The 22,776-nt window shown below is 39.9% G+C and carries 20 protein-coding genes; 17 read left to right on the forward strand and 3 right to left on the reverse strand.

Features of this window, described 5'->3' with window-relative positions:
- Positions 1 to 2 precede the first annotated feature (2 nt).
- The 11 genes from GDK41_RS01935 to GDK41_RS01985 all read left to right on the forward strand — a co-directional run bounded on the left by GDK41_RS01935 (position 3) and on the right by GDK41_RS01985 (position 12,305).
- The gene (locus tag GDK41_RS01935) at positions 3 to 1,100 is read left to right on the forward strand and encodes a hypothetical protein (protein WP_152084828.1); all 1,098 of its coding nucleotides are present in this window, start codon (positions 3 to 5) and stop codon (positions 1,098 to 1,100) included.
- Entirely contained in the window at positions 1,097 to 1,663 is a 567-nt protein-coding gene (locus tag GDK41_RS01940; protein ID WP_152084829.1) for a hypothetical protein, read from the forward strand. Before GDK41_RS01935 ends, GDK41_RS01940 begins: the two co-directional genes overlap by 4 nt.
- Positions 1,656 to 2,162, forward strand: coding sequence for a hypothetical protein (locus GDK41_RS01945; RefSeq protein ID WP_152084830.1), 507 nt, complete (start codon positions 1,656 to 1,658; stop codon positions 2,160 to 2,162). Before GDK41_RS01940 ends, GDK41_RS01945 begins: the two co-directional genes overlap by 8 nt.
- A gap of 1 nt (position 2,163) precedes the next feature.
- Complete coding sequence (locus GDK41_RS01950; protein WP_152084831.1) at positions 2,164 to 4,194, forward strand: secretin N-terminal domain-containing protein; 2,031 nt, start codon at positions 2,164 to 2,166, stop codon at positions 4,192 to 4,194.
- A 380-nt stretch (positions 4,195 to 4,574) separates the two neighbouring features.
- A complete protein-coding gene (locus GDK41_RS01955; RefSeq protein WP_152084832.1) occupies positions 4,575 to 6,020 on the forward strand; it encodes a hypothetical protein in 1,446 nt (481 codons plus the stop codon).
- 71 nt (positions 6,021 to 6,091) lie between these two features.
- Positions 6,092 to 6,811: a sulfotransferase family 2 domain-containing protein gene (locus GDK41_RS01960; RefSeq protein ID WP_152084833.1), complete on the forward strand. Its 720-nt coding sequence runs from the start codon at positions 6,092 to 6,094 to the stop codon at positions 6,809 to 6,811.
- A gap of 296 nt (positions 6,812 to 7,107) precedes the next feature.
- On the forward strand, positions 7,108 to 8,055 hold the full coding sequence (locus GDK41_RS01965) for an MATE family efflux transporter (protein WP_172971528.1): 948 nt from the start codon (positions 7,108 to 7,110) through the stop codon (positions 8,053 to 8,055).
- Between the two features lie 46 nt (positions 8,056 to 8,101).
- Positions 8,102 to 9,340 (forward strand): glycosyltransferase, encoded by a 1,239-nt coding sequence (locus tag GDK41_RS01970; protein ID WP_152084835.1) that lies wholly within the window; start codon positions 8,102 to 8,104, stop codon positions 9,338 to 9,340.
- A complete protein-coding gene (locus GDK41_RS01975) occupies positions 9,341 to 10,309 on the forward strand; it encodes a sulfotransferase family protein (protein ID WP_152084836.1) in 969 nt (322 codons plus the stop codon).
- Positions 10,306 to 11,100, forward strand: a complete 795-nt coding sequence (locus GDK41_RS01980) for a putative capsular polysaccharide synthesis family protein (protein WP_152084837.1) — start codon at positions 10,306 to 10,308, stop codon at positions 11,098 to 11,100. Before GDK41_RS01975 ends, GDK41_RS01980 begins: the two co-directional genes overlap by 4 nt.
- On the forward strand, positions 11,097 to 12,305 hold the full coding sequence (locus tag GDK41_RS01985) for a glycosyltransferase family 4 protein (protein WP_152084838.1): 1,209 nt from the start codon (positions 11,097 to 11,099) through the stop codon (positions 12,303 to 12,305). The genes GDK41_RS01980 and GDK41_RS01985 overlap by 4 nt, the downstream gene beginning before the upstream one ends.
- A 133-nt stretch (positions 12,306 to 12,438) precedes the next feature.
- Here GDK41_RS01985 and GDK41_RS01990 read toward each other — a convergent pair whose 3' ends face one another.
- From GDK41_RS01990 to GDK41_RS02000, 3 genes are read right to left on the reverse strand one after another with little or no spacing between them, the layout of a single operon-like run.
- Positions 12,439 to 14,025 (reverse strand): Ig-like domain-containing protein, encoded by a 1,587-nt coding sequence (locus GDK41_RS01990; protein ID WP_152084839.1) that lies wholly within the window; start codon positions 14,023 to 14,025, stop codon positions 12,439 to 12,441.
- Between the two features lie 40 nt (positions 14,026 to 14,065).
- Positions 14,066 to 15,448 carry a lipopolysaccharide biosynthesis protein gene (locus GDK41_RS01995; RefSeq protein ID WP_152084840.1) on the reverse strand — a complete coding sequence of 461 codons (1,383 nt, stop codon included), beginning with the start codon at positions 15,446 to 15,448 and terminating at the stop codon, positions 14,066 to 14,068.
- Positions 15,449 to 15,454: 6 nt separating this feature from the next.
- Positions 15,455 to 16,615, reverse strand: coding sequence for a glycosyltransferase (locus tag GDK41_RS02000; RefSeq protein ID WP_152084841.1), 1,161 nt, complete (start codon positions 16,613 to 16,615; stop codon positions 15,455 to 15,457).
- A gap of 391 nt (positions 16,616 to 17,006) precedes the next feature.
- Between GDK41_RS02000 and GDK41_RS02005 the strand changes: the two genes are divergently transcribed.
- The 6 genes from GDK41_RS02005 (at position 17,007) to GDK41_RS02030 (ending at position 22,769) form a co-directional block, all read left to right on the forward strand.
- Positions 17,007 to 17,723 carry a WecB/TagA/CpsF family glycosyltransferase gene (locus GDK41_RS02005; protein ID WP_152084842.1) on the forward strand — a complete coding sequence of 239 codons (717 nt, stop codon included), beginning with the start codon at positions 17,007 to 17,009 and terminating at the stop codon, positions 17,721 to 17,723.
- A gap of 83 nt (positions 17,724 to 17,806) precedes the next feature.
- Positions 17,807 to 18,877 (forward strand): glycosyltransferase, encoded by a 1,071-nt coding sequence (locus GDK41_RS02010; protein ID WP_152084843.1) that lies wholly within the window; start codon positions 17,807 to 17,809, stop codon positions 18,875 to 18,877.
- A 1-nt stretch (position 18,878) separates the two neighbouring features.
- A complete protein-coding gene (locus GDK41_RS02015; RefSeq protein WP_152084844.1) occupies positions 18,879 to 19,895 on the forward strand; it encodes a glycosyltransferase family 2 protein in 1,017 nt (338 codons plus the stop codon).
- Between the two features lie 48 nt (positions 19,896 to 19,943).
- Complete coding sequence (tviB, locus tag GDK41_RS02020; RefSeq protein WP_152084845.1) at positions 19,944 to 21,224, forward strand: Vi polysaccharide biosynthesis UDP-N-acetylglucosamine C-6 dehydrogenase TviB; 1,281 nt, start codon at positions 19,944 to 19,946, stop codon at positions 21,222 to 21,224.
- A 7-nt stretch (positions 21,225 to 21,231) separates the two neighbouring features.
- Positions 21,232 to 22,188 (forward strand): Gfo/Idh/MocA family oxidoreductase, encoded by a 957-nt coding sequence (locus GDK41_RS02025; RefSeq protein ID WP_152084846.1) that lies wholly within the window; start codon positions 21,232 to 21,234, stop codon positions 22,186 to 22,188.
- Positions 22,188 to 22,769: an acyltransferase gene (locus tag GDK41_RS02030; RefSeq protein ID WP_152084847.1), complete on the forward strand. Its 582-nt coding sequence runs from the start codon at positions 22,188 to 22,190 to the stop codon at positions 22,767 to 22,769. Before GDK41_RS02025 ends, GDK41_RS02030 begins: the two co-directional genes overlap by 1 nt.
- Positions 22,770 to 22,776: the final 7 nt, after the last annotated feature.

The following is a 22,776-nucleotide window of genomic DNA, read 5'->3' on the forward strand; positions in this document are numbered from 1 at the left end:
AATTGCTAACCGTTGTTTCAAATAAATTAAGTGATTTGGCGCTTCAATATATAGGATACTATAATGGAAGCCTGCTTTGCTTTAGAAAGCGTTCAAATACAATTGTTCTAGAGCCCGCTGATGAGAGTTTTAACCCAACAGTGGTGATTCTTAGTAGAGAATATTACCAAGAAAGTCTGAGAACAATCCCCCTTGAAGATGTTAAGCAAGTAAGAAAGCTATTAAAGTTAGAGCAAGAGAGCGAGCAACTTGTGTCCACCCTTAGGTTTTCTAAAAGTGAGGGAAAAACAAGTTACATGCACTGGAAGTCCAAGAAGGATTTTCCTAATGCAACTTTTGTACTGCCAGAGTCTTTAATTCTAACTGAGAATGTTTCTTTTAATCAAACGCTTATTGTTCAAGAGGATAGGCCGCTTTTTTTAGTGAAAACAGTATCTGGAATTCAATCGTGCCGTGCTAATAACTTAATTTTAGATGAATCGAGGTTTTTGCTATCTACAGGCATTCAAACAAGCGATAGTGCTCATATTATTAGCGAACAAAATTTTCCTAGCGCTTTAATATTTGGAATCAAGAAGCTGCCAATTAAAACGTGGTTAGCTTTTTTCAAAGGCGTTGATGGCAGCATTAAAAGTAACTCAGCCAAAGTGACGCTAATGCCGATTATGTTGGTTGGGTTTAGTTACCTTATAATTAGTAGTCTTTTTCTCTTTTGGGAAAATCATTCATTAGAAAAAAGATTACAGACACGTTCCCTTGGCGTTTCTGAAGCATTGAACGTACAGTATCGCGTTGAACAGTTGACCAAGCGTTATGAAGCATTGCAGCTGCTAGGGAAAGGTGAGGGACAACATAATGACTTTTTTAAGGTCTTATCTAATCTTCTATCAGATGTGTCTTTGACCAATATACGATTAAACAAGTCTAATCGTTATGTTTTAAGGGGGAGTACATATAAAGCGACAGATGTATTGTCGAAACTTTTGGGACATCCTCTTGTCCATGATGCGCAATTTGATTATCCAACTAGAAAAAGTAGAGAGCGAGAGGTATTTGTTATCAGCTTTTCCCTTAAACCTATAGTGGGAGATGAGGTGTGAGTGAGAAGTTAATATTGCAATTTAAGAAAAAGCCTATTTTGTTAGGTTTCTTGATCCTGCTACTGACAGTAAGGTTTGTCATCGTGCCTGTCTACGAGTGGCAAAAGAAGCTCATAAATGAAAATAATAGTTTAGCAAACAGAGTTGAGAAAACTGAGCGTGTGCTATCGGCTAAGCGATATAATGATATTCGCTATGAACAGCTAACTGCAAGGTTTGAGTCGAAGGATGAGTTCTTATTTGAATTTGAAGATGACGTTAAGTTTAAGTTGGAAAGGCAGCAGGAGCTAGATAGCCTGTTGCCAAAATACGGGGTAAACCTACTTTCAATTGGTTGGCAGCCTATTATTGAAGATAGTAGTGCCCATACATTAAACTTTGTGGCTAGTACGAGAATAGAAGGAAGAACAATCGAGGTAATTAGTCTTATTAATTTTATAGATAATAGAACTAAGATTTATATAGATTCTTTTAACTTCGACATAGACTCTCACGGTGAGACTCTCGGTAATATGCGAGGAACCTTAAATTTGAGCTATTATGTGGACAGTATCGATGAATAAGTTAGGCATCATAGTCAGTGTCGTCTCTATATATCTTTGCTTTAATGACTTTATGTCAAGAGGTTTTATAGGTAATAGCTCTAGCAGTATTGAACAAAAAAGCAATACAAGTGAACCTGTTGCTCCTTGGGGAATGGTAAAAGAAGACCAGCTTGACGAGCTTACCGACCTATTTAACGCGTATAAAGAGCAGCATGAAAATGAAGCAGGTCCCAAGACTATACAGCTCAGCGAGGAAGTATCAGGAAGTTATACTAAAGTCATCAGTGACAACTATCAATTAGAGCTAAAGGCTGTCATTAGTGATAAGTTATCTTATGCACTAATCAATCAGGTCGAGTTAGAAACAGGAAAAAGTCGTTTGGTTAAAGTTAAAGCCAAGGAGATTATTACTGGTTTAAAAATGGAAATAATATCTCAAACTAAAGTCAAGTTAACTAATGATAAAAGAGCAATCACCTTAATGATGTACCAGCCCAATAAAAAAGAGAGTGTTTAATATGCAGTTTAAACCATTGTGCTCAAAAACAATTATAATTTCATTACTGTTGTCGGGCTGCCAAACTACCAAGAACGAACTTTTTTTATTAGAATCTTCATATCTTGAAGAAAAAGGTGCGGAATATACAGCACCGAGTGTGGACGATAAAAGAAAAGTAGATGAAGAGAAGCTGCAAACATCTTCATTTGAATATTTTCCAAATCAACTATCAGAGCTAAATAATAGCAAACAACGCTCAAACCTTAACAAATTTAGCGATGATGAAACATTGCAAATAAGTGCTGACAGCCTCGCTGTGAAGGATTTTCTTCACCATGTATTCGGTGAATTACTAGGCGTGAGTTATATTTTAGGTGATTCTGCGACCTCAGATACGCAAGAAATGACCTTGAATATCCAAAAGCCTATTTCGCAACGCAAGCTTTTTAGTCTAAGTGAAGAATTGTTAAATCAGAAAGGTTATATCGTAAGATATAATGATGACATTTACTACATACACAAGACTGAGCAAGGAGGCAAGGCAAACGTTGCATACGGATATGGAAATAGTGTGAGTTCTGTACCTGAAACTGCGTCTGATATAATCCAATATGTACCTTTCAAATACGGTACGCAATACACTTTAGTTCCCACTCTTAATCAGTTGTTTAATGTACAAGTGGGTATTGCAAGTGCCAACAATGCTTTGTCTATTAAAGGGAAGCGAGCTGAAGTATTAAAAGCGTTAGATTTTATTCAGATGCTGGACATTCCCAGTTTGGCAAATAAGCAAATCGCGTCTTATCAACCAGTGTACCACAGTGTAAAGGAGCTAACAGAGGATTTACAGCAGCTTCTTGAGGAAGAGGGGATTTCAGCGACATCAACGGGGGAGTCAGGTAAAGCCGTTTCATTTGTCATGCTTGAAAGGGCTGGAAAGCTAGTTACGTTTGCAAATGAAATAGAAGCGCTCAAGCGCGTTGAAAAGTGGGTGAATGTATTAGACAAACCTAGTGCTGGAAACGATAGAGCCTATCATATTTATCAACCCCAGTTTGCACGAGCGACAGATGTTGGGCAGAGTTTACAATTATTGATTAGTGGCTCCCCAGCAGTTTCAAACCGAACAAGTGCTGAATCTGAAAATAATAACACCAATTCTCAACGGCAAGGCGCACTATCGGCTTCTAATAAAGACCTAAAAATGGTTGTTGATGAACGCTCTAATAGCCTCATTATTGAAAGTTCGGGTGAAAAGTACCGTCAAATACTCCCTTTAATAAAGCGGCTTGATGTAATGCCAAAACAAGTGATGCTTGAGGTTGTGATAGCTGAAGTGCAATTAAATGGTAAATTTTCCCAAGGAGTCAACTTTACACTCAGAAATGATCAATCAGCAAATATCGTTGGAGCAGGCAAATTCAATGTTGGAGGAGCCGGACTCAACTATATCCTTAAGGGGGCTAATGGTGAAATTGCACTGAATATGCTGCAAACGGATACTAATCTGGAAATTTTGTCACGCCCATCTATTGTTGTACGAGATGGGGTTACTGCCAGTATTGTCGCTGGTGATGATATTCCGACCGTAGGAAAAATTGTTACGGACCCTGTAAACGGCTCACAAACATCTATAGAGTACAGAAAAACAGGTGTTCAATTGAGCGTAACGCCAACGATCAACGCTCAGGGTGTTGTTATAATGGAAATTTCACAGCGGATAAGTAGTACAAGCCCTACCAGTAGTGAGCTAGAAGGGGCCCCTATTGTTGCAGAGCGGACTATTGAGACAGAAGTTGTAGCAGAGAGCGGCCAAACAGTTGTTTTGGGCGGATTAATGAGAGAAAATAATTCCATAAATGATCGGCGAGTTCCTGGGTTTTCTTCAATCCCTATTCTTGGCAAGCTATTTGACTCTACAGAAACAGGTAATGATAAAGTGGAATTGATCGTGATGGTTACGCCAAAAATAATTGAAAGTGCTGAGACTTGGAAAGCTGTCAAAAAAGAGTTTATGGGAAGATTTCAATATCTTAAAGTAAATGATTAGCTTGACATTGGTTGAACAGGAAATATAATTTTGTTTGACTGAGAGGTATGGTTGGGTATAATCCAGCAAGTTTTTGGTTTTCGTTGCAGTTTTGTCTTAAATTTGTAACGGCGTAATGATAGAGTAACAAGTAGCTTTCTTAGCAAGAAATTAATAAAAAAATTAGAATTAAATTCTGCTGTATAAAGGAAAGTTGGCTTGTGAAGTATCTAGCAATTGCAATATATAGTTGTTTTGCTATTTTAAAGCTTCGAGCTTACAATTTTTAACTTATTGAGCATGATAAATGTATTAAAGTGTTTAATAAGTGAGAAATATCCTGAATGTAAAGGCATTAGCCTTTCACTTTTAGGTTTCATGAAACTAGGAGAATGGAAAAAATGTTCAAAAAATCTCTACTAGCGCTTGCGCTAACTGGTGCTGCAGTATCTGCTAACGCAGCTACAGTTGTTACTAACACTCTTACTCAGACAGCTAATACTTCAATCACTACTCCTGAAGTAACAGCTGCGACTAAGGTATCTAAAGAAGGTCTTGAAGGCGCTGCAAATGCTCGTATTTTGTTTGATGCGATTGCAACAGCTAACGATCAAACAGCTGCAGCTGTTCAACCTGCAGCAACAGAACTAGGTTTATATGTTACAACTGATATCGTTATCAAAGAAAACGATACAATCATCGTAACTCTTCCAGGTGCTGTTTTTGATACTACTTTAACACCTACTATTAAAACGGTTACTTTCCAAGACGCTGCTGGCGATGCTGACGTAGACGTTACTGCTTCAACCGCTTCATTCGTTAAATACGATGGCGATAAAATGATCTTTGCTGTAACTGGTGGTACTTTCCCTATCGCTACTTACAACATTGGTGGTTTCGGTCTTAAATCAACAAGCGCAGCGTCAATCACTCCTAGCTTTAAAGCTGTGAGCACTGTAACAGCTATTGGTGATTACGCGACTGGTACAGCTAAAGCAGCTGCATACTCAGTAGTGTCTGAGCTAGGTGGCGTTAAAGTTACTAAAGCATTGAACGGTGTTATTGACGTAGCTGCAGATCGTAAATTGTTCACAGCTGGCAACGACACAACAACTACAGACGTACTGACTGTAAACACAACAACTACTACAGTTGATAAACTAGCGATCACTGGTCCAGCTGATTTTGATATTACTTTAACTGGTGATTTCTCAGCACTTGACACTGACGGTGACAAGAAGATTGAAACTGGTGAAGGTTCAGTAACGCTTGGTGCTACAACACCAGTATGGGCAGCTGATTTGTCTTCTGTTACATTCAAAGATGTTGCTGTTAACACTGCTCACAATGTTTCTGTAAACATCAGTGCTACTGCTGCAAATCGTCTTACTTTAGCTACTCAAAGCTTCACAACTTCTGTAACTTCTGATTACACAGCTACGACTGCTAAGACAGACGTTAAAGTATTAACAAATACAGCAGCTGGTTCTTGGACGCTTAACGGTTCTGAAATTGAAGTTCCTTACTTACCATTTGGTGACAATACAGCTCCAATCCTACGTCTAACTAACGCATCTACTAAGTCTGGTGACTTAACTGTTCGTTACATGATCGAAGGAACAGAGGCTTCTTGGAAGACTTTAGGTGTTCTTACAACTATCAAGCCTGGTATCACAAACATTGCTGACTTAGTTATCAATGCTGTTAAAGCTGATGCAGGTGTTACTAAAGGTAAAGTAGCACTTGAGCTAGTAACTAATGTTCCTGATGCTGACGTTGATGTAACAGCTGGCTTTAAAGTTGTTTCTGAGCAAGACCGTGGTATCGTTACTACAGTTAAGAAGTAATTTTATTTACTTATAAAAAGCAAGCTTCGGCTTGCTTTTTTTTTGTCTGATGTTTGACTGGTGTAAAGGCTATGATTTCAACCAAAGATAATTGTTTATTCGTGCACATTCCCAAAGTTGCGGGGCAAAGCATTGAGTTGTTTTTTGTTGAACGCATGGGACTTAGTTGGCAACAAAGGGAGAGCCTGCTCCTGAGAGCAAATAATGATCCTGAACTTGGTCCGCCGCGTTTAGCTCATTTGTACGCCGACGAGTATGTAAAGTATGACTACGTTAGTCAAAGAGAATTCGACAGCCTATTTAAATTTAGTTTTGTACGTAACCCATGGTCGCGTCTAGTATCTGAATTTACCTATCGTAAGGCTCTTGGCCATAAGCAATATCAACAGGGCTTTAAACACTTTGTACTAGAAAGCTTTCCTACACCAAATAGAGATGTGCATAAAACCGGAGTGGATCACTATCGGCATGTTGTACCGCAAAGTCGCTTTTTGTACGACGCTGAGGGTAATTGTTTAGTTGATTTCATAGGGCGTTTTGAGGCCCTTCATGAAGATTTTGAAGCGATTTGCAACAGGCTAAACATCGAGAATGCTATATTGCCCCATAAAAATGCAACAACAGATTTAAGCAGGGCCAGAACATGGCTAAGTAAGGTTCTTGGCAAGCAGTCTTCAAAGCGCATCTCGCCTCATTACAGCACATATTATTGTAGTGAAACGATTGACTTTGTTCGTAGTTACTATCATGAGGATATCGAGCGGTTTGGTTATCAATTCGAGCAGATGTAATGAATGCTAAGCAGCTTTTATCCAGAGCCTTTGGTGTTTTTTTTGTCAAGGTGATCTTTGTTGGGCTGGGTTTTTTAAGCACATTAATACTTGCAAGACTATACACTACTAAAGAGTTAGGTTTTTACTTTTGGCTATTATCATGTATTACCTTTCTTTGTGTAGCGATGCGTTTTGGCCAAGAAAATACACTTATTAAGCAGGCCGCTAATAGTAGTACTTGCAAACAAAAAAGTGCTGTGACTAGTCAAGCGTTGTTTATAGTGTGTAGGGTTACCCTAGCAGTAGCAGTAGGGATGCTTCTAGTTACATTTTTCTTTCAAGAAACGCTATCAGTAAACCTGGTTATGTTGGTTAATGCATTTATGTTCAGTATCATTTCTATAATTGGTTATTGCATGCAAGCCGCTGGTCAGAGCGTCATGCAGCAGCTTTTGCTGAATACGCCTAGACTACTATGTGCCGGTCTGGCAATTGCGTTTTTTTTGGTTTTTAAATATCTGGCACCGTTACAGACCATGTTAACTGCGGCCTTTTTCATATCATTTATCTTTACTTTAGCCCTATTTTATTTTAAAGGCTTTGTTATCAAGTATGCTCCATTTAAGTTGTTAACTAACCCAAGCGAAACAAAACACTACTTGCTCATAAGTTGCTCTGCAGTTTTGATGGCAGAAGGTGCCATGGTGATTTTAGGTATGCTTGGCTCTAAGTTTGATACGGCGCATTTTGGAGTAGCAACAAGATTGGTCTCGTTGGTTGCTTTTGTTTTGTTGGCATTTAACTCAATTGTGACTCCTCAGTTTGCGCAGCTTTATAAGCAAAACAAACACAAAGAGCTGGTTAAGCGTTATCAAAGTGCGCGTCAGCAAAGCATATTCATATCAATGAGCATTGCATTGGTTTTTTGGTGGTCAGCAGACTTTTTATTGGGCTTGTTCGGCACCGAATATGTACAAGCAAGTGGTGTAATGTTGGTATTGCTTTTAACTCAATTGACTAAAGTTTTCGTGGGCTCTGCAGGGCAGTTACTGATGATGAGTGATTTAGTGCACTTGCAAAAACGCTGCATTGTAGCTGGCGTGTTAGTGATGATATTAGGATGCTGTATTTTTATTCCTCAATACGGTGCGTTAGGCGCCGCCATATCTACCTTTATAGGTGTTGCGATTAATAATTTTTTGGCTCTATTTTATGCAAACCGTTACCTATCAATACCGCTTGGCTTGGCGAGCCCACAATAATTTTGTACCATGAGCGACTATTTTGAATTTTCCTTGTTGTGCCAGCGTGAAGATAGCTATTTTTGTAGATGTATTTCCCATTGCTTCACAAACCTTTGTGTTGAACCAAATAACAACACTAATTGATTTGGGAGTTGATGTTGAAATTTTGGCACTATATCCTGGCGATCAAATTGTTCTGTCTCAGCCCTCGCTAGCCCCTTATCAATTGCAGCGAAACGTTACTTATTTACTGGCTCCAAAACGCACAGTGTGGCAACAGCTTGGGCACAGGTTAAGTAAAGTTGGTAAAGGGCTAATATTGGGGAAAAACCGCCGTACTATTCTGGCTGGTTTAAAACCAGAATTTAGTGCTCAAGCTCGAAATTTAATGCTCAGTACCATTGCCGCAACACATTCGGCTCCTTTAAAATTTGATTGGGTAATTGCACATTTTGGATCGTCTGGCGTTGTTGCAAACAACTTAAGGCAAATCGGAGTGCTTGAAGCAAATATCGCTACAGTTTTTCACGGGCAGGATATCACCGCAGAATTAAAGTTTAAGCACACACAGCAAAACTATCAGCGTCTGTTTAAAGAGACGGAGTTGTTATTGCCAGTTAGTGAGCTTTGGAAAACACAATTGTTGTCTATGGGTGCTGATGAAAGTAAGACTTATGTACAGCGAATGGGAGTCGATCTCTCATTATTTATGGCAAGGCGTACAGACAAGTCAACAAAGGTATTACACATTTTAACTGTTGCCCGTTTTTCGCAAAAAAAAGGCTTGAAATACGCTTTGCAAGCATTGGCCAAGTTACCAAGTACCATGCAGTTTTCATATCGTCTTGTTGGCTATGGTGAACTTGAAGAAGAGCTAAAAGCCCAAAGTAGTGCGCTTGGTCTTAATGATAAAGTGCATTTTTTAGGTGCGATGAATACGCAGCAAGTGGCAGAACAGATGCGTTGGGCAGATGTATTTTTACAACCTAGCATCACTGCTGATAATGGTGATAAGGAAGGGGTTCCTGTAAGCATTATGGAAGCTATGGCCAGTGGCGCAGTCATAGTGAGTACTCTACACAGCGGTATACCAGAACTTGTAGCACACAATGTTAATGGTCTTTTAGCGCCGGAGAAAGATGCAGATGCGCTAGCACAGCATTTAAACTCGCTCTATCTCAAGCCTGATTTACGGTTGGAGTTGGCGGATAATGCCCGTGAGCGCGTGAGCGCATTGGCTGATGTGGTAAAGCTTAATCAACAGTTACTTGATTTAATGTCAAATTATAAAAGGTATCATTAAATGCAGCAGGATGTTTGGGCACCTAAAAAGGCAATAACAATTGCTGATTTTTTCATTGTTGGTGCTATGAAGAGTGGTACAACAACATTACATAATATGTTGCATGCTCATCCTGATATTTTTATGGCTAAAGATGAGCTTTTTTATTTTGATATGGACGATATTGCCCAGCACCCAGACTTTATTTTTCAAAATAAAAGTGGTTTACAAACAACGGATGTAAAGCATGATGAAGAGGGTTATTGGCACTGGTACCAGAGTCAATTTTCGAAGGCCAGAGAAGGGCAGTTAAAAGGTGAAGACTCTACAACGTATTTGTGTTCCGAGCTTGCCATTGCGCGTATAGCAAAATTAAAGCCCGACGCAAAAATAGTGGTTATGCTCCGCCAGCCAAGCTTACGGGCTTATTCACATTATTGGCATATGGTTAGAGCGGGGCGTGCAGGTTATAGCTTTGAAGACACTTTACGCTTTCAGCCTCAGTTGCTGTTGCAACGCAGTGACTACAGTACGCAGTTAAACATGTTGTATCGCTACTTTCCTCGACAGCAGGTGAAGGTAATATTATTTGAACACTTTATTGTGGAACCCGAACAGATATTAACAGAGATCTGTCAGTTTTTAGACGTTGATGAGCAAAAGCTGCCTGCTGACTCTTTGCACATTCATGCCAACAAAGGCCAAACGCCTAAGTTTCTAAAACTCCATTTGCTAAAATGTAGGCTATTTAGAGGGGCTGTGAGCAATATGTATAATAGCCACTTTACAGAGGCACCTAAAAATAGACCTTTAAATATATTTGAGCGCATTTATCGTCTTTGTAATCCGATGGTGAATACCCCCTCAAAAAAAATAACGCAAAGCCACAAGCAGTTATTAGATGACTACTTTTCAAAAGTGATGCCAGATATTAATGAGCTAACGGGACTAGATGCATATCAAATTTGGTTTGGGGAGCGAGAAAAGTGATCCAGCGATTAAGGTCTATGTATGCCCTTTATAAGCAATACACCCATCCTGATACTGTTTTTATCTACCAGATGGGTAAGGTTGGCTCAACTGCATTAGAGAACTCGATAGAAGGGGCTGTGCATATTCACAACTTTTACAGTGCTAATCATCCATGTCGAGTGCGCTTAGCAGGGCTAGCTGGATTTGGCTGGCGGTACTATTTGAAACGTTTGGCTCAAGAATGCGAGATGTTGGTAAAAAGGATTGCTTTCAAACGTCGTAAACACAGTAAAATTGTTACTTTAGTGCGAGCGCCTCTAGAGCGAAATATCTCAATGTTCTTCCATGATCTTGATTGTTACTTATTTGCACTGTATAGCAACTGTGACCGCACGCCTTACCCGCCTGCAGCTACGCGAACACAAGATCCCACAGTGCTTTATGAGGCATTCAATAAACACTTTCAGCATGAGTACCCACTATCTTGGTTTGACCGCGAGCTAAAGAGAATGACTGGCGTTGATATTTACTCTCACCCTTTTGATAAACACTCAGGTTTCATAAAAATCAATGAACAAGGCTGTGAGGTACTGTGTTTAGATATTAGAGTACTTAAGCGTTCAAAGGCTGCAATTTGTGAGTTCTTGGAGCAAGACATTGAAATAAGCTTTGCTAACCAAGCTGAACATAAGTGGTATGGTGATTTGTATGCTCACTTTAAACACACTTACAAACCTACCCAAGAGCTTGTGTCAAAACTCGAAGGTAGTAAATTCTATCAGCATTTCTATGCTCAAGGCCCTCAATGAAGGATCACATTATTCTTATAAGCAATGCTTACTTCCCTAATAGAGGAGGCATTGAAAACTCGCTCTACCATTTGGCCAAATCATATCAAGCATTGGGCTATCAAATTGATATTTTAGTAGGAGATGTAAATCAGGCTACAGAGAGTCATTTACCTGAATATGAAGTCTTGGATGGAATTGCTGTACATCGTTTTGGTGCGTACTCTAAATGGAGAAGGTTCAAACTTTTTAGACCTTTTCTTCGTTTTAAGAACATGGCGGCAAAACTTAATAGTCTGAGCAGACCAAGTACCTTAGGCATAATTAGTCGTTATCACAACACGACTATGATCGCAAAAATGGTAACGAAGTTGCCTGTTTTGTATTTGGTGCCTGGTGTGGTTCGAGTGCAAGATAAGCCAAAAAACACAACTGAGCATAGCAGTGTAAAAACAAATGCTTTGCAGTATATTCGCTTGTTAAAACATGATTTGGTTCAACAAATAGCGTTTAGGGTTGCAGACGTATTACTTGTATTTAGTGACAACATGAAGCAACAAGTAGAGTCATGTTTTATTTTCAAAAAGCCACACATTGGCATTACCAAGCCAGGTGTGGATTGTGACCGCTTTTTACCTGTTAGCCAGACCGCTAAGCAAACGCTTAGGGAGGAGTTAGAGTTACCAACATCTAATGAAATTTTACTCGGTGTTGGGCGGTTGGTTCGAGCTAAGGGGTTTCATTTTTTGATAGAATCTTTGGCACATACATCTAATACAATGGTTGTTATTTTAGGCGACGGCCCTGAAAAGCTCGCTCTAGAAAAGCTAGCAGATGAACTTGGGGTACGGCAAAGGGTGATTTTTAAAGGGGTAGTTCAAGAGCCCAATTACTATTATCAAGCTGCAGATATGTTTGTGATGACTTCAACATATGAGCCGTTGGGGCAAATTGTATTGGAGGCGATTGCATCAGGTTTACCCGTTGTTGCATTTTCAAAGCAAGCAATGCCGCAAACAGCAACAGAAGAGCTATTAAGCAATCAAAGCTGTGTGTTTGTTAATGAAGCAAATGCAAAGGCACTGGCAAACGGGATAAACCAGCTCATAAAAAATCAGGAGTTGAGACTAACGTTAGCGGCAACTGGTCGCCAGTTAGCACAAGACAGCTTTGATTGGACACATCTGGCCAATGTTTTAATTGCCCTGATAAAATCTAAAAGGTGATGACCCTTTTTTAACCACGTGAGAATTGGTGTTAGGTCGTTGTGCTCGAGTGGACACTATCAACACCACAAGCTTTGTGCCGTGGTGTTGATACTTTAAATGATTAAACCCAAAGAACCTTTCTGCAATCCTATTAGTCTACCGTACTATTGAAAAGATAAACTTGGTTGTTTGATTGAGTTGTAAATGCCCCGCCTAGTTGATAATACTTTCCTTCAAGTTGCTCAACGCTGTAATCACGTAAGTAATAGTTTTGCTCTCCCTGTACTTCAGAGGCATAGGGGTTTACTGTAAGCGCCTGCCACTGTTGAGTGTCTATCTGATATTGCATTACAGCTTTGGGGCTGTGTACTTGTAGCGAACCGCCATCGGAAGCCAGTGTATGATAAAGGTCTGCAAGGTCGGCAGGTATATGCTCGTTGATGGTTATTTGCAGTGTGTTTATGTCAAACTGGGTCAAGTTTACATTTGTATGCGAATCACTTGTTGTGGTCATAAATAGTTTTTCACCAACAAACGCGCAGTTATGAATATCTGTTACTGGCAATTCAAGCGCTTCACTCTTCCATGTGTTATCGGATACATCTAGTAGATATAAGTAAAGAGAGTCACTGTTACTCGTAAATGCAGCAACATGTTGGCTATTTGCGCAACTGGCAAGTACAGTATTTTCATAAGGTGAAAAAACGGGGGCGCTAACAGAGGACCATGCTAATGACTCACTGTCGAATATCTCCATTGTCGTTTTTGCGCTTGAGGTACTTGGGCATGCTTGGGTGCCACCAAATAAATACAATTTCGAGCCTGTGCTCACTGCATGGTAGTAGTATCGAGATTCTTCAGGCCTGGGTAAAACTAGCCATGATAGATGGTTTGTATCTAGTTGCATGAATGTGGGCGCACTCTGTGGTGCAGTGCTACAGCTCATTGCTGATGAGAGAGATGTAAGGTGGCTAAGTGTTACCAGTTTATTGTTTAATACTGTTGTTTTTAGGTGACTACCCTGGTTATTCGGTAGTTGTGTAATAGGCTGCCAAGCACTTTTAACAACTTCGATATCGAATGCTGTAAGTTCAGTCGTAAAATCGCCATCAGTGAGCGATATTTTAATTTGTTTATATACACCGAGATCATCATCCACTTTAGGTGCTCCTGAAAGTGTTCCATTACTCGTGTCAAATTGAGCCCACTGAGGCTTATTGATAATATTGAAAATATGCCCACTAGTATCTGTGTCGACATCGTCGACGATGGGAGAAAATGAAAAATCGTCATTTAACTTAATGACGTTTTGCGCAGGGGAGCCTGACAGTTCTGGCTTATCATTGACTGCTGTGATGGTAATCTTGACCGTTACCTCTTCACTAGTATGCTCCCCTTTTTTGAGTTGGTATACGAAGCGGTCATTGCCATGCATATTCGGTTTTGGCGAATAAGTTAAGTTTGGGTACTGGCCCGTTAACGTTCCTAATTGAGTTGGCTCAATAATGCTCAGTTGCAGTGCCTCGGTGCCAGTTGGGACCTGCTGAGCGCTAATATCTATTTGTACGCTTGCATCTTCATTTAATGTGCTTTGCAGCAGCGCGCTTGTCTGAAACTGCGCTTGTGCACCTGTTGATGTGTCGGGAGTGGTTGTTTTAACGCTTGGCTGTGAGTCACTTCCAGAGCATGCCGACAGCAAACTTAACATGGCAATTGTTAATGTGGTTTTATAGTACATAGTCCCTCTTGATTATTTAGTTGCGTGTGTAAACTTTGGATTAGGGAGTGAGCTTGACCTTACTACTTTTAAATAAAACCGCTAAAACAACACATAGTGTGATGGCAAGTAAAGCGCAAAACCATTCTATCCAGGCAGCATCGATGAAAAATAGAACAAATATGCTTAGGCACACAATCAGGTGATAATGTGACAAAGTTACTTTTTTCCAGACTTGGTTAGCTAGTATGGTACGGCAGTAAAAATAAATTATAAAGGTGGCGCCTGTTGCAATGGCGGCACCTTTGGCACCGTGTAAAGGTATTAACCAAAAATTTATCGATATGTTAGCTAGAGCAGCGATTAAAGTGATGTAAATCATATGGCTCGTTTTTCTACTTAAGTTAATTCCTACGCCAGATATTTCCGAAAGTGTATAAAAAATAGGGTATAACATTAAAAATGGGAAAATCTCAACGGCCAGAGCAAAATCAGCACCTAACAGTAAGCTCACAACCTCTCTAAGTGCAATACTTAAAAGAAACACAACTATTAAAACGGCTGCAGCTGCTTTACCTGCTAAGTTAAATTGGCTGATTGAAACATTTTCTTTATGCCATTGCAGGCTAAGCGGTACCCAGTATGTAGAAACAATCACCTGTAAAATAGTAAGAGCGGCACATAACTTATAGGCGGCGGCATAAACGCCAAGCTCTTCGTAAGCAGACAGCCAACGAAGCATATATTGATCAGCTGAGTAGAGTACCCACATTAATAAGGTTGAAAACAGTAGAGGGTAGGCATAGCGAAATAGTTGGGTGAATAATTCATAATCAAAAGCTGGTCGATGTAATATTGCTATTTTATTTTTCGTTTTAATCCAACAACCGAAAGAAACTAAAAAAACCGATGAACAATTTGCAAATAGCACGCCTATCAAGCCTTCTAATTTAAATATTTCTACAAAAATTATAATGAATAAGAGGTTTAATAATGCTTGAGAAAATAAGGCTATGGAGTAACTCATGGCTTGGTTTTCAAGACGCATTACCAGTTGTTGGTAGCGTAATAAAACAGTAAATAAAAGTGTTGCCGCTATTAAGCTTAATGCATCTGGACGGTATGCATTGAATAAAAAAGCGGATATGTCGTGGCGAAAAAGTAAAAGTATCGCAGCGGCACCACAAAATAATACGGTGGTGCTTAGGTAGGCATGGCTGAAAAGTTTTTGTTTATCATCTTGTTCGTAATATTCCCGCATAAAAGCCTGATCAAAGCCGCTTAAGGCAAAGAACAGCAGTAATTGGATTGTTGTTTGCGCAAGCGCAATCTGAGCGTAGGTGTCAGGGAGAATCAACCGAGTGAGTACAGGGAGTGTGATCAAACCAAGTAAAGAAGCACCAATGGGGCCAACAGCATAGGATACAAAAGTTTTTAAAGACATGTTGAGTTATGCCTTTTTTATTACATTATTGAATTGTTGGCGCATAAGGTTGGTGTATGCTTGCTTACTATAATTTTGCTGGCAGTAGTTATGAATAGCCTCAGGATCATATTGATTGTAATTTTGGTATAGCGTGGTTAACTGGATAGATAAGCTGTCAACACTGTTTTTATCGGCTAGTAATCCAACTTTATCTGTTACGATGGTTTCAGGGCCGCCGCAGCGTGTTGCGATCACCGGTTTGCCCAGAGCAAGAGCTTCTATAAGTACGACACCAAATGTTTCGTATAGACTGGCTGACACTAAAGCGTTAGCACTTTTTATTTCCTCAAGTGCACGTTGGCGAGAGATGCTTCCGATAAATTTAATTTGCTTAGTTAACTGTAACTGCGAGCTCAGTGCTTCTAGATTCATGCGCTCTACGCCATCCCCAGCGATAGTTAGTGTAACCTGTTCATTTCCTTTGAAAGCGCGATGAAATGCTCTAATAAGCGTGTCGATGGCTTTATTTTTGTTTAAGGAACCTATAGAAATAAAAGAAAATGACGTATTAGGCTGGGTATTTTCAAAGTCATCAAGAAAGCGTTGTTCGACCATATTTGGGATGATCCCCCAAGTTTGATGAGGTGCGTCGAATGCTTTTTTTAAATCTTCTGCAAAGGGTTTTGACACAGCAATTAATTTGTGTGCGTGCTCAAAAACGGTATTAGCTCGCGCCTTATCACTTGTAGAAACAAGCCCTCGGGCATAAATTGAGCAGTGCTCAGTTACAATATAGGGAATACCATATTTAGCTGATAGCTGCTGCGCCACAACGCCACCGAATAATGCACATTGCGCATGGATGACATCGGGCAGGCCATATTTTTTAATATACCGTTTAAATAAAAAGTGCAGGCCTGCTGTTACTATCACTGCATCAAATTTATCAGAGCGAGGCAACCACCTCATTAGGTGTAGCCTGTGCGTTGGGAGCTGTGAGTCGACAGACTCGGCTATTCCTTGTTTAAATATCGCTTTGTAATTTCGTAAACCATGCAAGCATACTGCTAGTACTGAAATATTCATTCCTGACTCTTTCAATGCAATGGCTTGTTCTCGAAAAAAACTACCTGCGGCATCATGTGAGTCCGACGGATACCATGAGGGTAGTACTACGATATGCATAAAAAAATTCCTTGATTATTTGCGCGTATATTAGCACATGGACGAGTTTGATAAACAGTAGGAATTGATGGGAAATTACCTCGCTTTCACGGAATATCTAGTAAAATACAATCAAATTTGATTTGCCAGAAAATGGTGAAATTAGAGCTTGTAGCTCACTTATTGATGATGAGTAGCTTGAAAAAGATAAGTTGGTAATTACTTGTTATGTACGTAATGAAAATATTGAAAAAGTACGCGAAGAAATAAACAGAATGTTGGAATAATAGCGAAAAAGCTCAATGACTATGGCAAGATGGTTTATGACCATGTAGAATTACGCGGCTATTATGTTCGCATATGAAAATGTGGAATAAATCGAGCTGTTTAGGGGGTTATGAGGTGTTTGCAAGTGAATAAGCTATTGCTAAAGTTGAAAAGTGCGCCAGAGATCAATCAAAGGTTTGATGCATGCATTCAAGAAGATAGCAAAACAACTGAGGTCATCACTTTTATCAACCCTTATTCATATCTGCAGCTTCGAGATAAAGAACAGATCATTGATGGCGTTGATGCGATTTATACTGATGCGATATCTTCGGCGAAATACCTTAGTCGTTTACTTAAGCGACCAATTCCTAGAGTCAGTTTTGATCAAAGTTCTTTTGCGAAAGATTTTTTGCAGCGCGCAAATGAAGAGCAATTCGCTGTGTATTTTCTCGGCGCAAAAGAGCATGAGCTCGATAAAGCCATTGGTAACTTTAAAACGCATTATAAAAATATCAATATTGTTGGCTACCACGACGGGTACTTCTCTGATGATGAGCAAATGATTGCACAGATCTTAGCTGCCCAACCAGACTTTGTAGTGTGCGGAATGGGCACACCCAGACAAGACGAGTTTGCTGTTAAGTTAAAGCAACGGGCTAAAGGTGGGATTAAACAGATTTATACGTGTGGTGGCTTTTTGCACCAAAGTGCTGAGTCATTAATTTATTATCCAGGCTGGATTGACAAGCTTCATTTGCGTTGGCTGTATAGAGTGTTTGAAAACTCTTATGTTATTAAAAGGCTGCTCACAAGCTACCCTCGGTTTTTCTATTTAGTTCGAAAAGATTTCAAGTCATAAATAGCGTTTAGGTCAAATATTTTAAAGCTTAAACAGTAAGCGCATTCGTTGTATGTTTTTAATTGTTAGATGAAGAGAGTAATTTGAAAGTTGCATATTTGCTGGTATTGAAAAATACCCAGTACCATAGCGTATACGATAAGGTCATTGCCCAGCTTGAGACTTGGCGAGCGCTAGGGGTTGACGCTAAATTATTTCTGGTTACACCTGAGGCAAATGAGCACCCCCATGTTGAGGTGATAGCGCCAGACTCAACAATTAAATTAATACGCAAATTAAAGCATGCGGTGGATTGTTTCAACCCGGATATTGTCTATCATCGTATGTGGGTTTTATCACCTTTGCTCGTGCCGCTGCTGTTGAGCGACTACAAAATGCTTGCTGAAATTAACACCGACACCGATATGGAAATCAGTCTTGAAAAGAGCCGTTCAATAAAAGGGTTTGCAACTTATATATACAATGCGCTGACCAAGGCTTTTTACCAGCGCAGACTAGCTGGTGCCGTATCCGTCACAAAAGAGTTATCAGGCAGCGTATCGACTCAGCAGGTTGCCGTGATCCCAAATTCTATTGCTGTCGAGGGGTTTAACTATCGTAAATCTGTTGACAAGTTGGACTCTAAATTATCGGTATTATTTGTGGGAACTCCAGGCTTGATGTGGCATGGTATCGATATTCTGAATCAATTAGCACGTGAAACGAAAGGTAGGTTGGAGTTTCATGTCGTGGGTATGGAGCAGTCGGTATTATCAGAGCCTTCTGAAAATATACACTTTTATGGTTACTTACCAGTAGAGCAATATGCCGCTATTGCGCAATCTTGCTCTGTCGGCCTAGGTACTTTAGCGTTACACCGAAAAGGAATGAAAGAAGCGTGCCCCTTGAAGGTAAGAGAGTATTTGGCTGCAGGGTTGCCAGTAATACTACCCTATGAGGAAACTGCATTCTTAGAGCACAAGCCAGATTGGGTTTTAGAAATTGATTCGTCAAAAGATAGGCTTGATAAAGAAACGGTTGAGAAAGTTGTTGAGTTTACCAACTTGATGCACAACGTGATCATTGACCGCCAAGAGGCAGCACAGTATATCGGCAATGTTCAATTGGAAAGTAAAAGGGTGGAGTTTATGCAGGCTCTCGCAGGTGTGAAATAGTATGGAAGATACAAGTATTGAGCCGTTAGTCTCTGTTTTGATACCTGCATATAACTGCACCAAAACAATCGAAGAGGCAATTAACTCAGTCATTTCACAAAGCTATAAAAATATTGAAATTGTGGTCATAGATGATGCGAGTAAAGATAATACATATTCGGTCTTAAATAAGTTAACAAGTCAGTATCCTAATATCCGTTTGTATCAAAATGAAAAAAATCTCGGATATTTAAGAACTTTTAATAAGTTACTGTCACTAGCCAAAGGCGAGTTTATCACCTTTTTAGACTCAGACGACTGGATTGCAGAGGATAAAATAAGTAAACAGCTTACGCTGTTGCTTAAGCATGATGAATATGGCTTTTGTGGGACTGGCTTTAGTCGTACCAATAGCAAAGGTCAGGTTTACCAAGAAATTATATTGCCGAGCGAGCACTCAGAGATAACAGCACACCTAGATAATGAAATAGAAGTGTGTTTTTGTGGCTCGTCAATAATGGTAAGAAAAAGTGTTGTGGACGATGTTGGCGGTTACAACGAATTCTTTCTTGGCTGCCCTGCTGAAGATTATGACTGGATCAGGCGAATGGCGAACAAATACAAATGTACCAACATTCCAGAGTGCCTATATTTCTATCGTTTTTCCTTGGATTCGCTTACTAGAAATGTCAGCTACAATATCAAAGCTCAGTCAGCAGCGGAGCTGGCTTTTTTCTTTGATAAACAGCGCCAACAATACAACGGTCATGACGCTTTGAGTCATAGTCAGTATCAGCCAGAATTAGACGATTTTTTAGCGAAAAAACAAGCTGAATTTAACCGCCATCCAGAGTGGTTAGAGCAAAAAGTCGTGATAAACGAAGCGATTCACGGCAATGTGAAAAATGTTATGAAAGCTTTGGGTCGCTTATTTAAGATCAGCCCTGTTTGGGGAATCAGATCATCAATTATAGCAGTTGCAGTATTAATAATACCCAATACGCTTCTATTAGTAGTTAAATCACGATTTAAAAAGTGAGTGCATAGAATTAACCGTCGCAAGACGAATAGAATTTCGAGGAATTGTATGTTTAATATACCTAAAACGCCCAAAATTGCTGTTATTGGGTTGGGTTATGTTGGGTTACCACTCGCTGTTGAGTTTGGTAAGCTATTTGATGTGGTCGGGTTTGATATTAATCAAGGACGTATTAACGAGTTACGCAATGGTGTAGACAATACACTTGAGGTAAGCCGCGAGCAGTTGTGCCAAGCAACTAAGCTGTCGTATTCAAACGACGAAAATGCTCTTGAAGAGAGTAACTTGTACATCGTTACTGTGCCGACGCCTATTGATGATACTCATGCGCCAGACTTGACTCCTTTACGCAAAGCGTCTGAGCTGGTGGGGCGACACATTAAAGACAATGATATTGTCGTATTCGAAAGTACGGTATACCCAGGTGCAACAGAAGAAGTGTGCATTCCGATCATTGAAAAAATATCGGGCTTGGTATTTAACCAAGATTTTTTTGCTGGTTACTCACCAGAGCGCATTAATCCGGGTGATAAGGTAAATACACTAACAAAAATAATAAAAATCACATCGGGTTCGACTTCGGAAGTCGCCGATTATGTTGATGAAATTTACAGAAAAATTATTGTAGCGGGTACGCACAAAGCATCTTCTATCAAAGTCGCAGAAGCTGCTAAGGTGATAGAAAATACGCAACGAGATTTGAATATTGCGGTGATTAATGAGTTTGCCAAGATTTTTAATCGTTTGCATATCGACACCGAAGAAGTGCTTAATGCAGCAGGTACTAAGTGGAACTTTTTAAAGTTTAAACCGGGATTAGTCGGTGGACATTGTATTAGTGTTGATCCTTATTACTTAACTTACAAAGCGGAAGAAGTGGGTTATCGCCCTGAAGTAATACTGGCTGGTCGTCGTATTAACGATGGTATGGGTGAGTATGTTGCTACGCAACTGGTGAAAAAATTATCAAGCAGAAAGATACATATTGATGAAGCAAAAGTTTTAATTTTAGGCTTTACCTTTAAAGGTGATTGCCCGGATGTGCGAAATACTAAAATCATCGATATTGTACGTGAGCTGCAAGATTTTAATATGTCAGTGGATGTATATGACGGTTGGGCGAGTGCTGAAGAAGTAAAGAGCGAATATGGTATCGAACTTATCAACGATATTGAGCAAGGCCAATATGATGGGATTGTATTAGCGGTTGACCATAATGAGTTTAAAGAGTGGGGAGTTGAAAAGCTGCGTGCGTTTGGCAAGACTGAGCACGTATTGTATGACGTTAAGCATGTATTAACTCCAAAAGATGCAGATATAAGGTTATAAAGAGATTATGGATAAGGTAAAGAATTTTGCCCTGATTGGCGCGGCAGGCTACATTGCTCCTCGTCATATGAAAGCAATTAAAGAAACTGGAAACCTGTTATCAGTTGGATATGATATCAATGACTCTGTTGGGATCATTGATAGCATTTCTCCTCAGAGTGAGTTTTTTACACAGTTTGAGCGTTTTTATGATTATGCACACAAGCTTAAGCGAGACAAGGATACTCAACTGGATTATATCTCTGTTTGCTCTCCAAATTATTTACATCATGCACATATAACCGCGGGTCTAAGGTTGGGGTGTGATGTCATCTGTGAAAAGCCGCTCGTGCCAACTATCGAAGAATTGGAAGACTTAATTTTAGTTGAACAAGAAACAGGTAAAAAGGTTTTTAATATTCTGCAGCTTAGACATCATCAAGCTATTTTAGACCTAAAGGACAAAGTGGCGAAGTCAGGGGCAGATGAAAAACATGAAGTTGAATTAACCTACATTACCTCGCGCGGCAATTGGTATATGGAAAGCTGGAAAGGCGATCCTCGAAAATCATTTGGTGTTGCGACAAATATCGGTGTGCACTTTTTCGATATGTTACATTTTATTTTTGGTAAGCTGCAACGTAATGATTTGCACTTTATGAATAATGATAAAGCCGCTGGCTATTTAGAGTATGAAAATGCTCGAGTGAAGTGGTTTTTATCAATTGATGCCAATGATTTACCTGATACGGTTAAGGGTAAGCAGCCAACTTATCGCTCAATTACATGTGATGGTGAAGAGCTGGAGTTTTCTGGCGGGTTTACCGACCTTCACACCGTCAGCTACCAAGAGATTTTAGCGGGCCGTGGATACGGTTTAGAAGATGCTCGTCATTGTATTGAAACCGTAAACGCGATTCGTTTGGGTAAAATACATGTTGAAAACGAGCAGGAAGTTCATCCTTTTGCAAAAGATTATCAATAATGACTTACCAAAAACATGAGAGCGCGATTGTTGATGATGGCGCTTTAATCGGAGATGGTTCTCGAGTTTGGCATTTTGCCCATGTGTGTGCAGGCGCACAAATTGGTGAAGGGTGCTCGTTAGGGCAAAACGTGTTTGTGGGTAATAAAGTTACTATTGGCAATAATGTTAAAATTCAGAACAATGTGTCGGTATATGACAATGTGCACTTAGAAAGCGATGTGTTCTGTGGTCCCAGTATGGTTTTTACTAATGTTTATAACCCGCGCTCATTTATTGAGCGCAAGAGTGAATATAAAAATACCCTTGTAAAAAAAGGGGCAACATTGGGTGCCAACTGTACTATCGTTTGCGGTGTTACGATTGGCGAGTACGCTTTAATTGGTGCCGGAGCTGTGATTAACAAAGATGTTAAGGCCTTTGCTTTGATGGTAGGGGTGCCTGCTAAACAAATTGGCTGGATCAGCAAGTATGGTGAGCAGTTAGACTTGCCATTGACGGGAACTGGCACCGCAATTTGCCCGCATACAAATGATAGATATCAATTAGAAGACGAACAATTGACCTTGCTTAGTGCATAGTGGTGAT

Origin of the sequence: Pseudoalteromonas sp. A25, assembly GCF_009176705.1 — a bacterium.
GTDB lineage: Bacteria > Pseudomonadota > Gammaproteobacteria > Enterobacterales > Alteromonadaceae > Pseudoalteromonas.

Excerpts from the sequence above, each read along its gene's own strand:
- GDK41_RS01945 (WP_152084830.1), top strand. The coding sequence starts at position 1,656 with ATGAATAAGTTAGGCATCATAGTCAGTGTCGTCTCTATATATCTTTGC.
- GDK41_RS01950 (WP_152084831.1), top strand. The coding sequence starts at position 2,164 with ATGCAGTTTAAACCATTGTGCTCAAAAACAATTATAATTTCATTACTG.
- GDK41_RS01955 (WP_152084832.1), top strand. The coding sequence starts at position 4,575 with ATGTTCAAAAAATCTCTACTAGCGCTTGCGCTAACTGGTGCTGCAGTA.
- GDK41_RS01960 (WP_152084833.1), top strand. The coding sequence starts at position 6,092 with ATGATTTCAACCAAAGATAATTGTTTATTCGTGCACATTCCCAAAGTT.
- GDK41_RS01965 (WP_172971528.1), top strand. The coding sequence starts at position 7,108 with ATGCTTCTAGTTACATTTTTCTTTCAAGAAACGCTATCAGTAAACCTG.
- GDK41_RS01975 (WP_152084836.1), top strand. The coding sequence starts at position 9,341 with ATGCAGCAGGATGTTTGGGCACCTAAAAAGGCAATAACAATTGCTGAT.
- GDK41_RS01985 (WP_152084838.1), top strand. The coding sequence starts at position 11,097 with ATGAAGGATCACATTATTCTTATAAGCAATGCTTACTTCCCTAATAGA.
- GDK41_RS01990 (WP_152084839.1), bottom strand. The coding sequence starts at position 14,025 with ATGTACTATAAAACCACATTAACAATTGCCATGTTAAGTTTGCTGTCG.
- GDK41_RS01995 (WP_152084840.1), bottom strand. The coding sequence starts at position 15,448 with ATGTCTTTAAAAACTTTTGTATCCTATGCTGTTGGCCCCATTGGTGCT.
- GDK41_RS02000 (WP_152084841.1), bottom strand. The coding sequence starts at position 16,615 with ATGCATATCGTAGTACTACCCTCATGGTATCCGTCGGACTCACATGAT.
- GDK41_RS02015 (WP_152084844.1), top strand. The coding sequence starts at position 18,879 with ATGGAAGATACAAGTATTGAGCCGTTAGTCTCTGTTTTGATACCTGCA.
- tviB (WP_152084845.1), top strand. The coding sequence starts at position 19,944 with ATGTTTAATATACCTAAAACGCCCAAAATTGCTGTTATTGGGTTGGGT.
- GDK41_RS02025 (WP_152084846.1), top strand. The coding sequence starts at position 21,232 with ATGGATAAGGTAAAGAATTTTGCCCTGATTGGCGCGGCAGGCTACATT.
- GDK41_RS02030 (WP_152084847.1), top strand. The coding sequence starts at position 22,188 with ATGACTTACCAAAAACATGAGAGCGCGATTGTTGATGATGGCGCTTTA.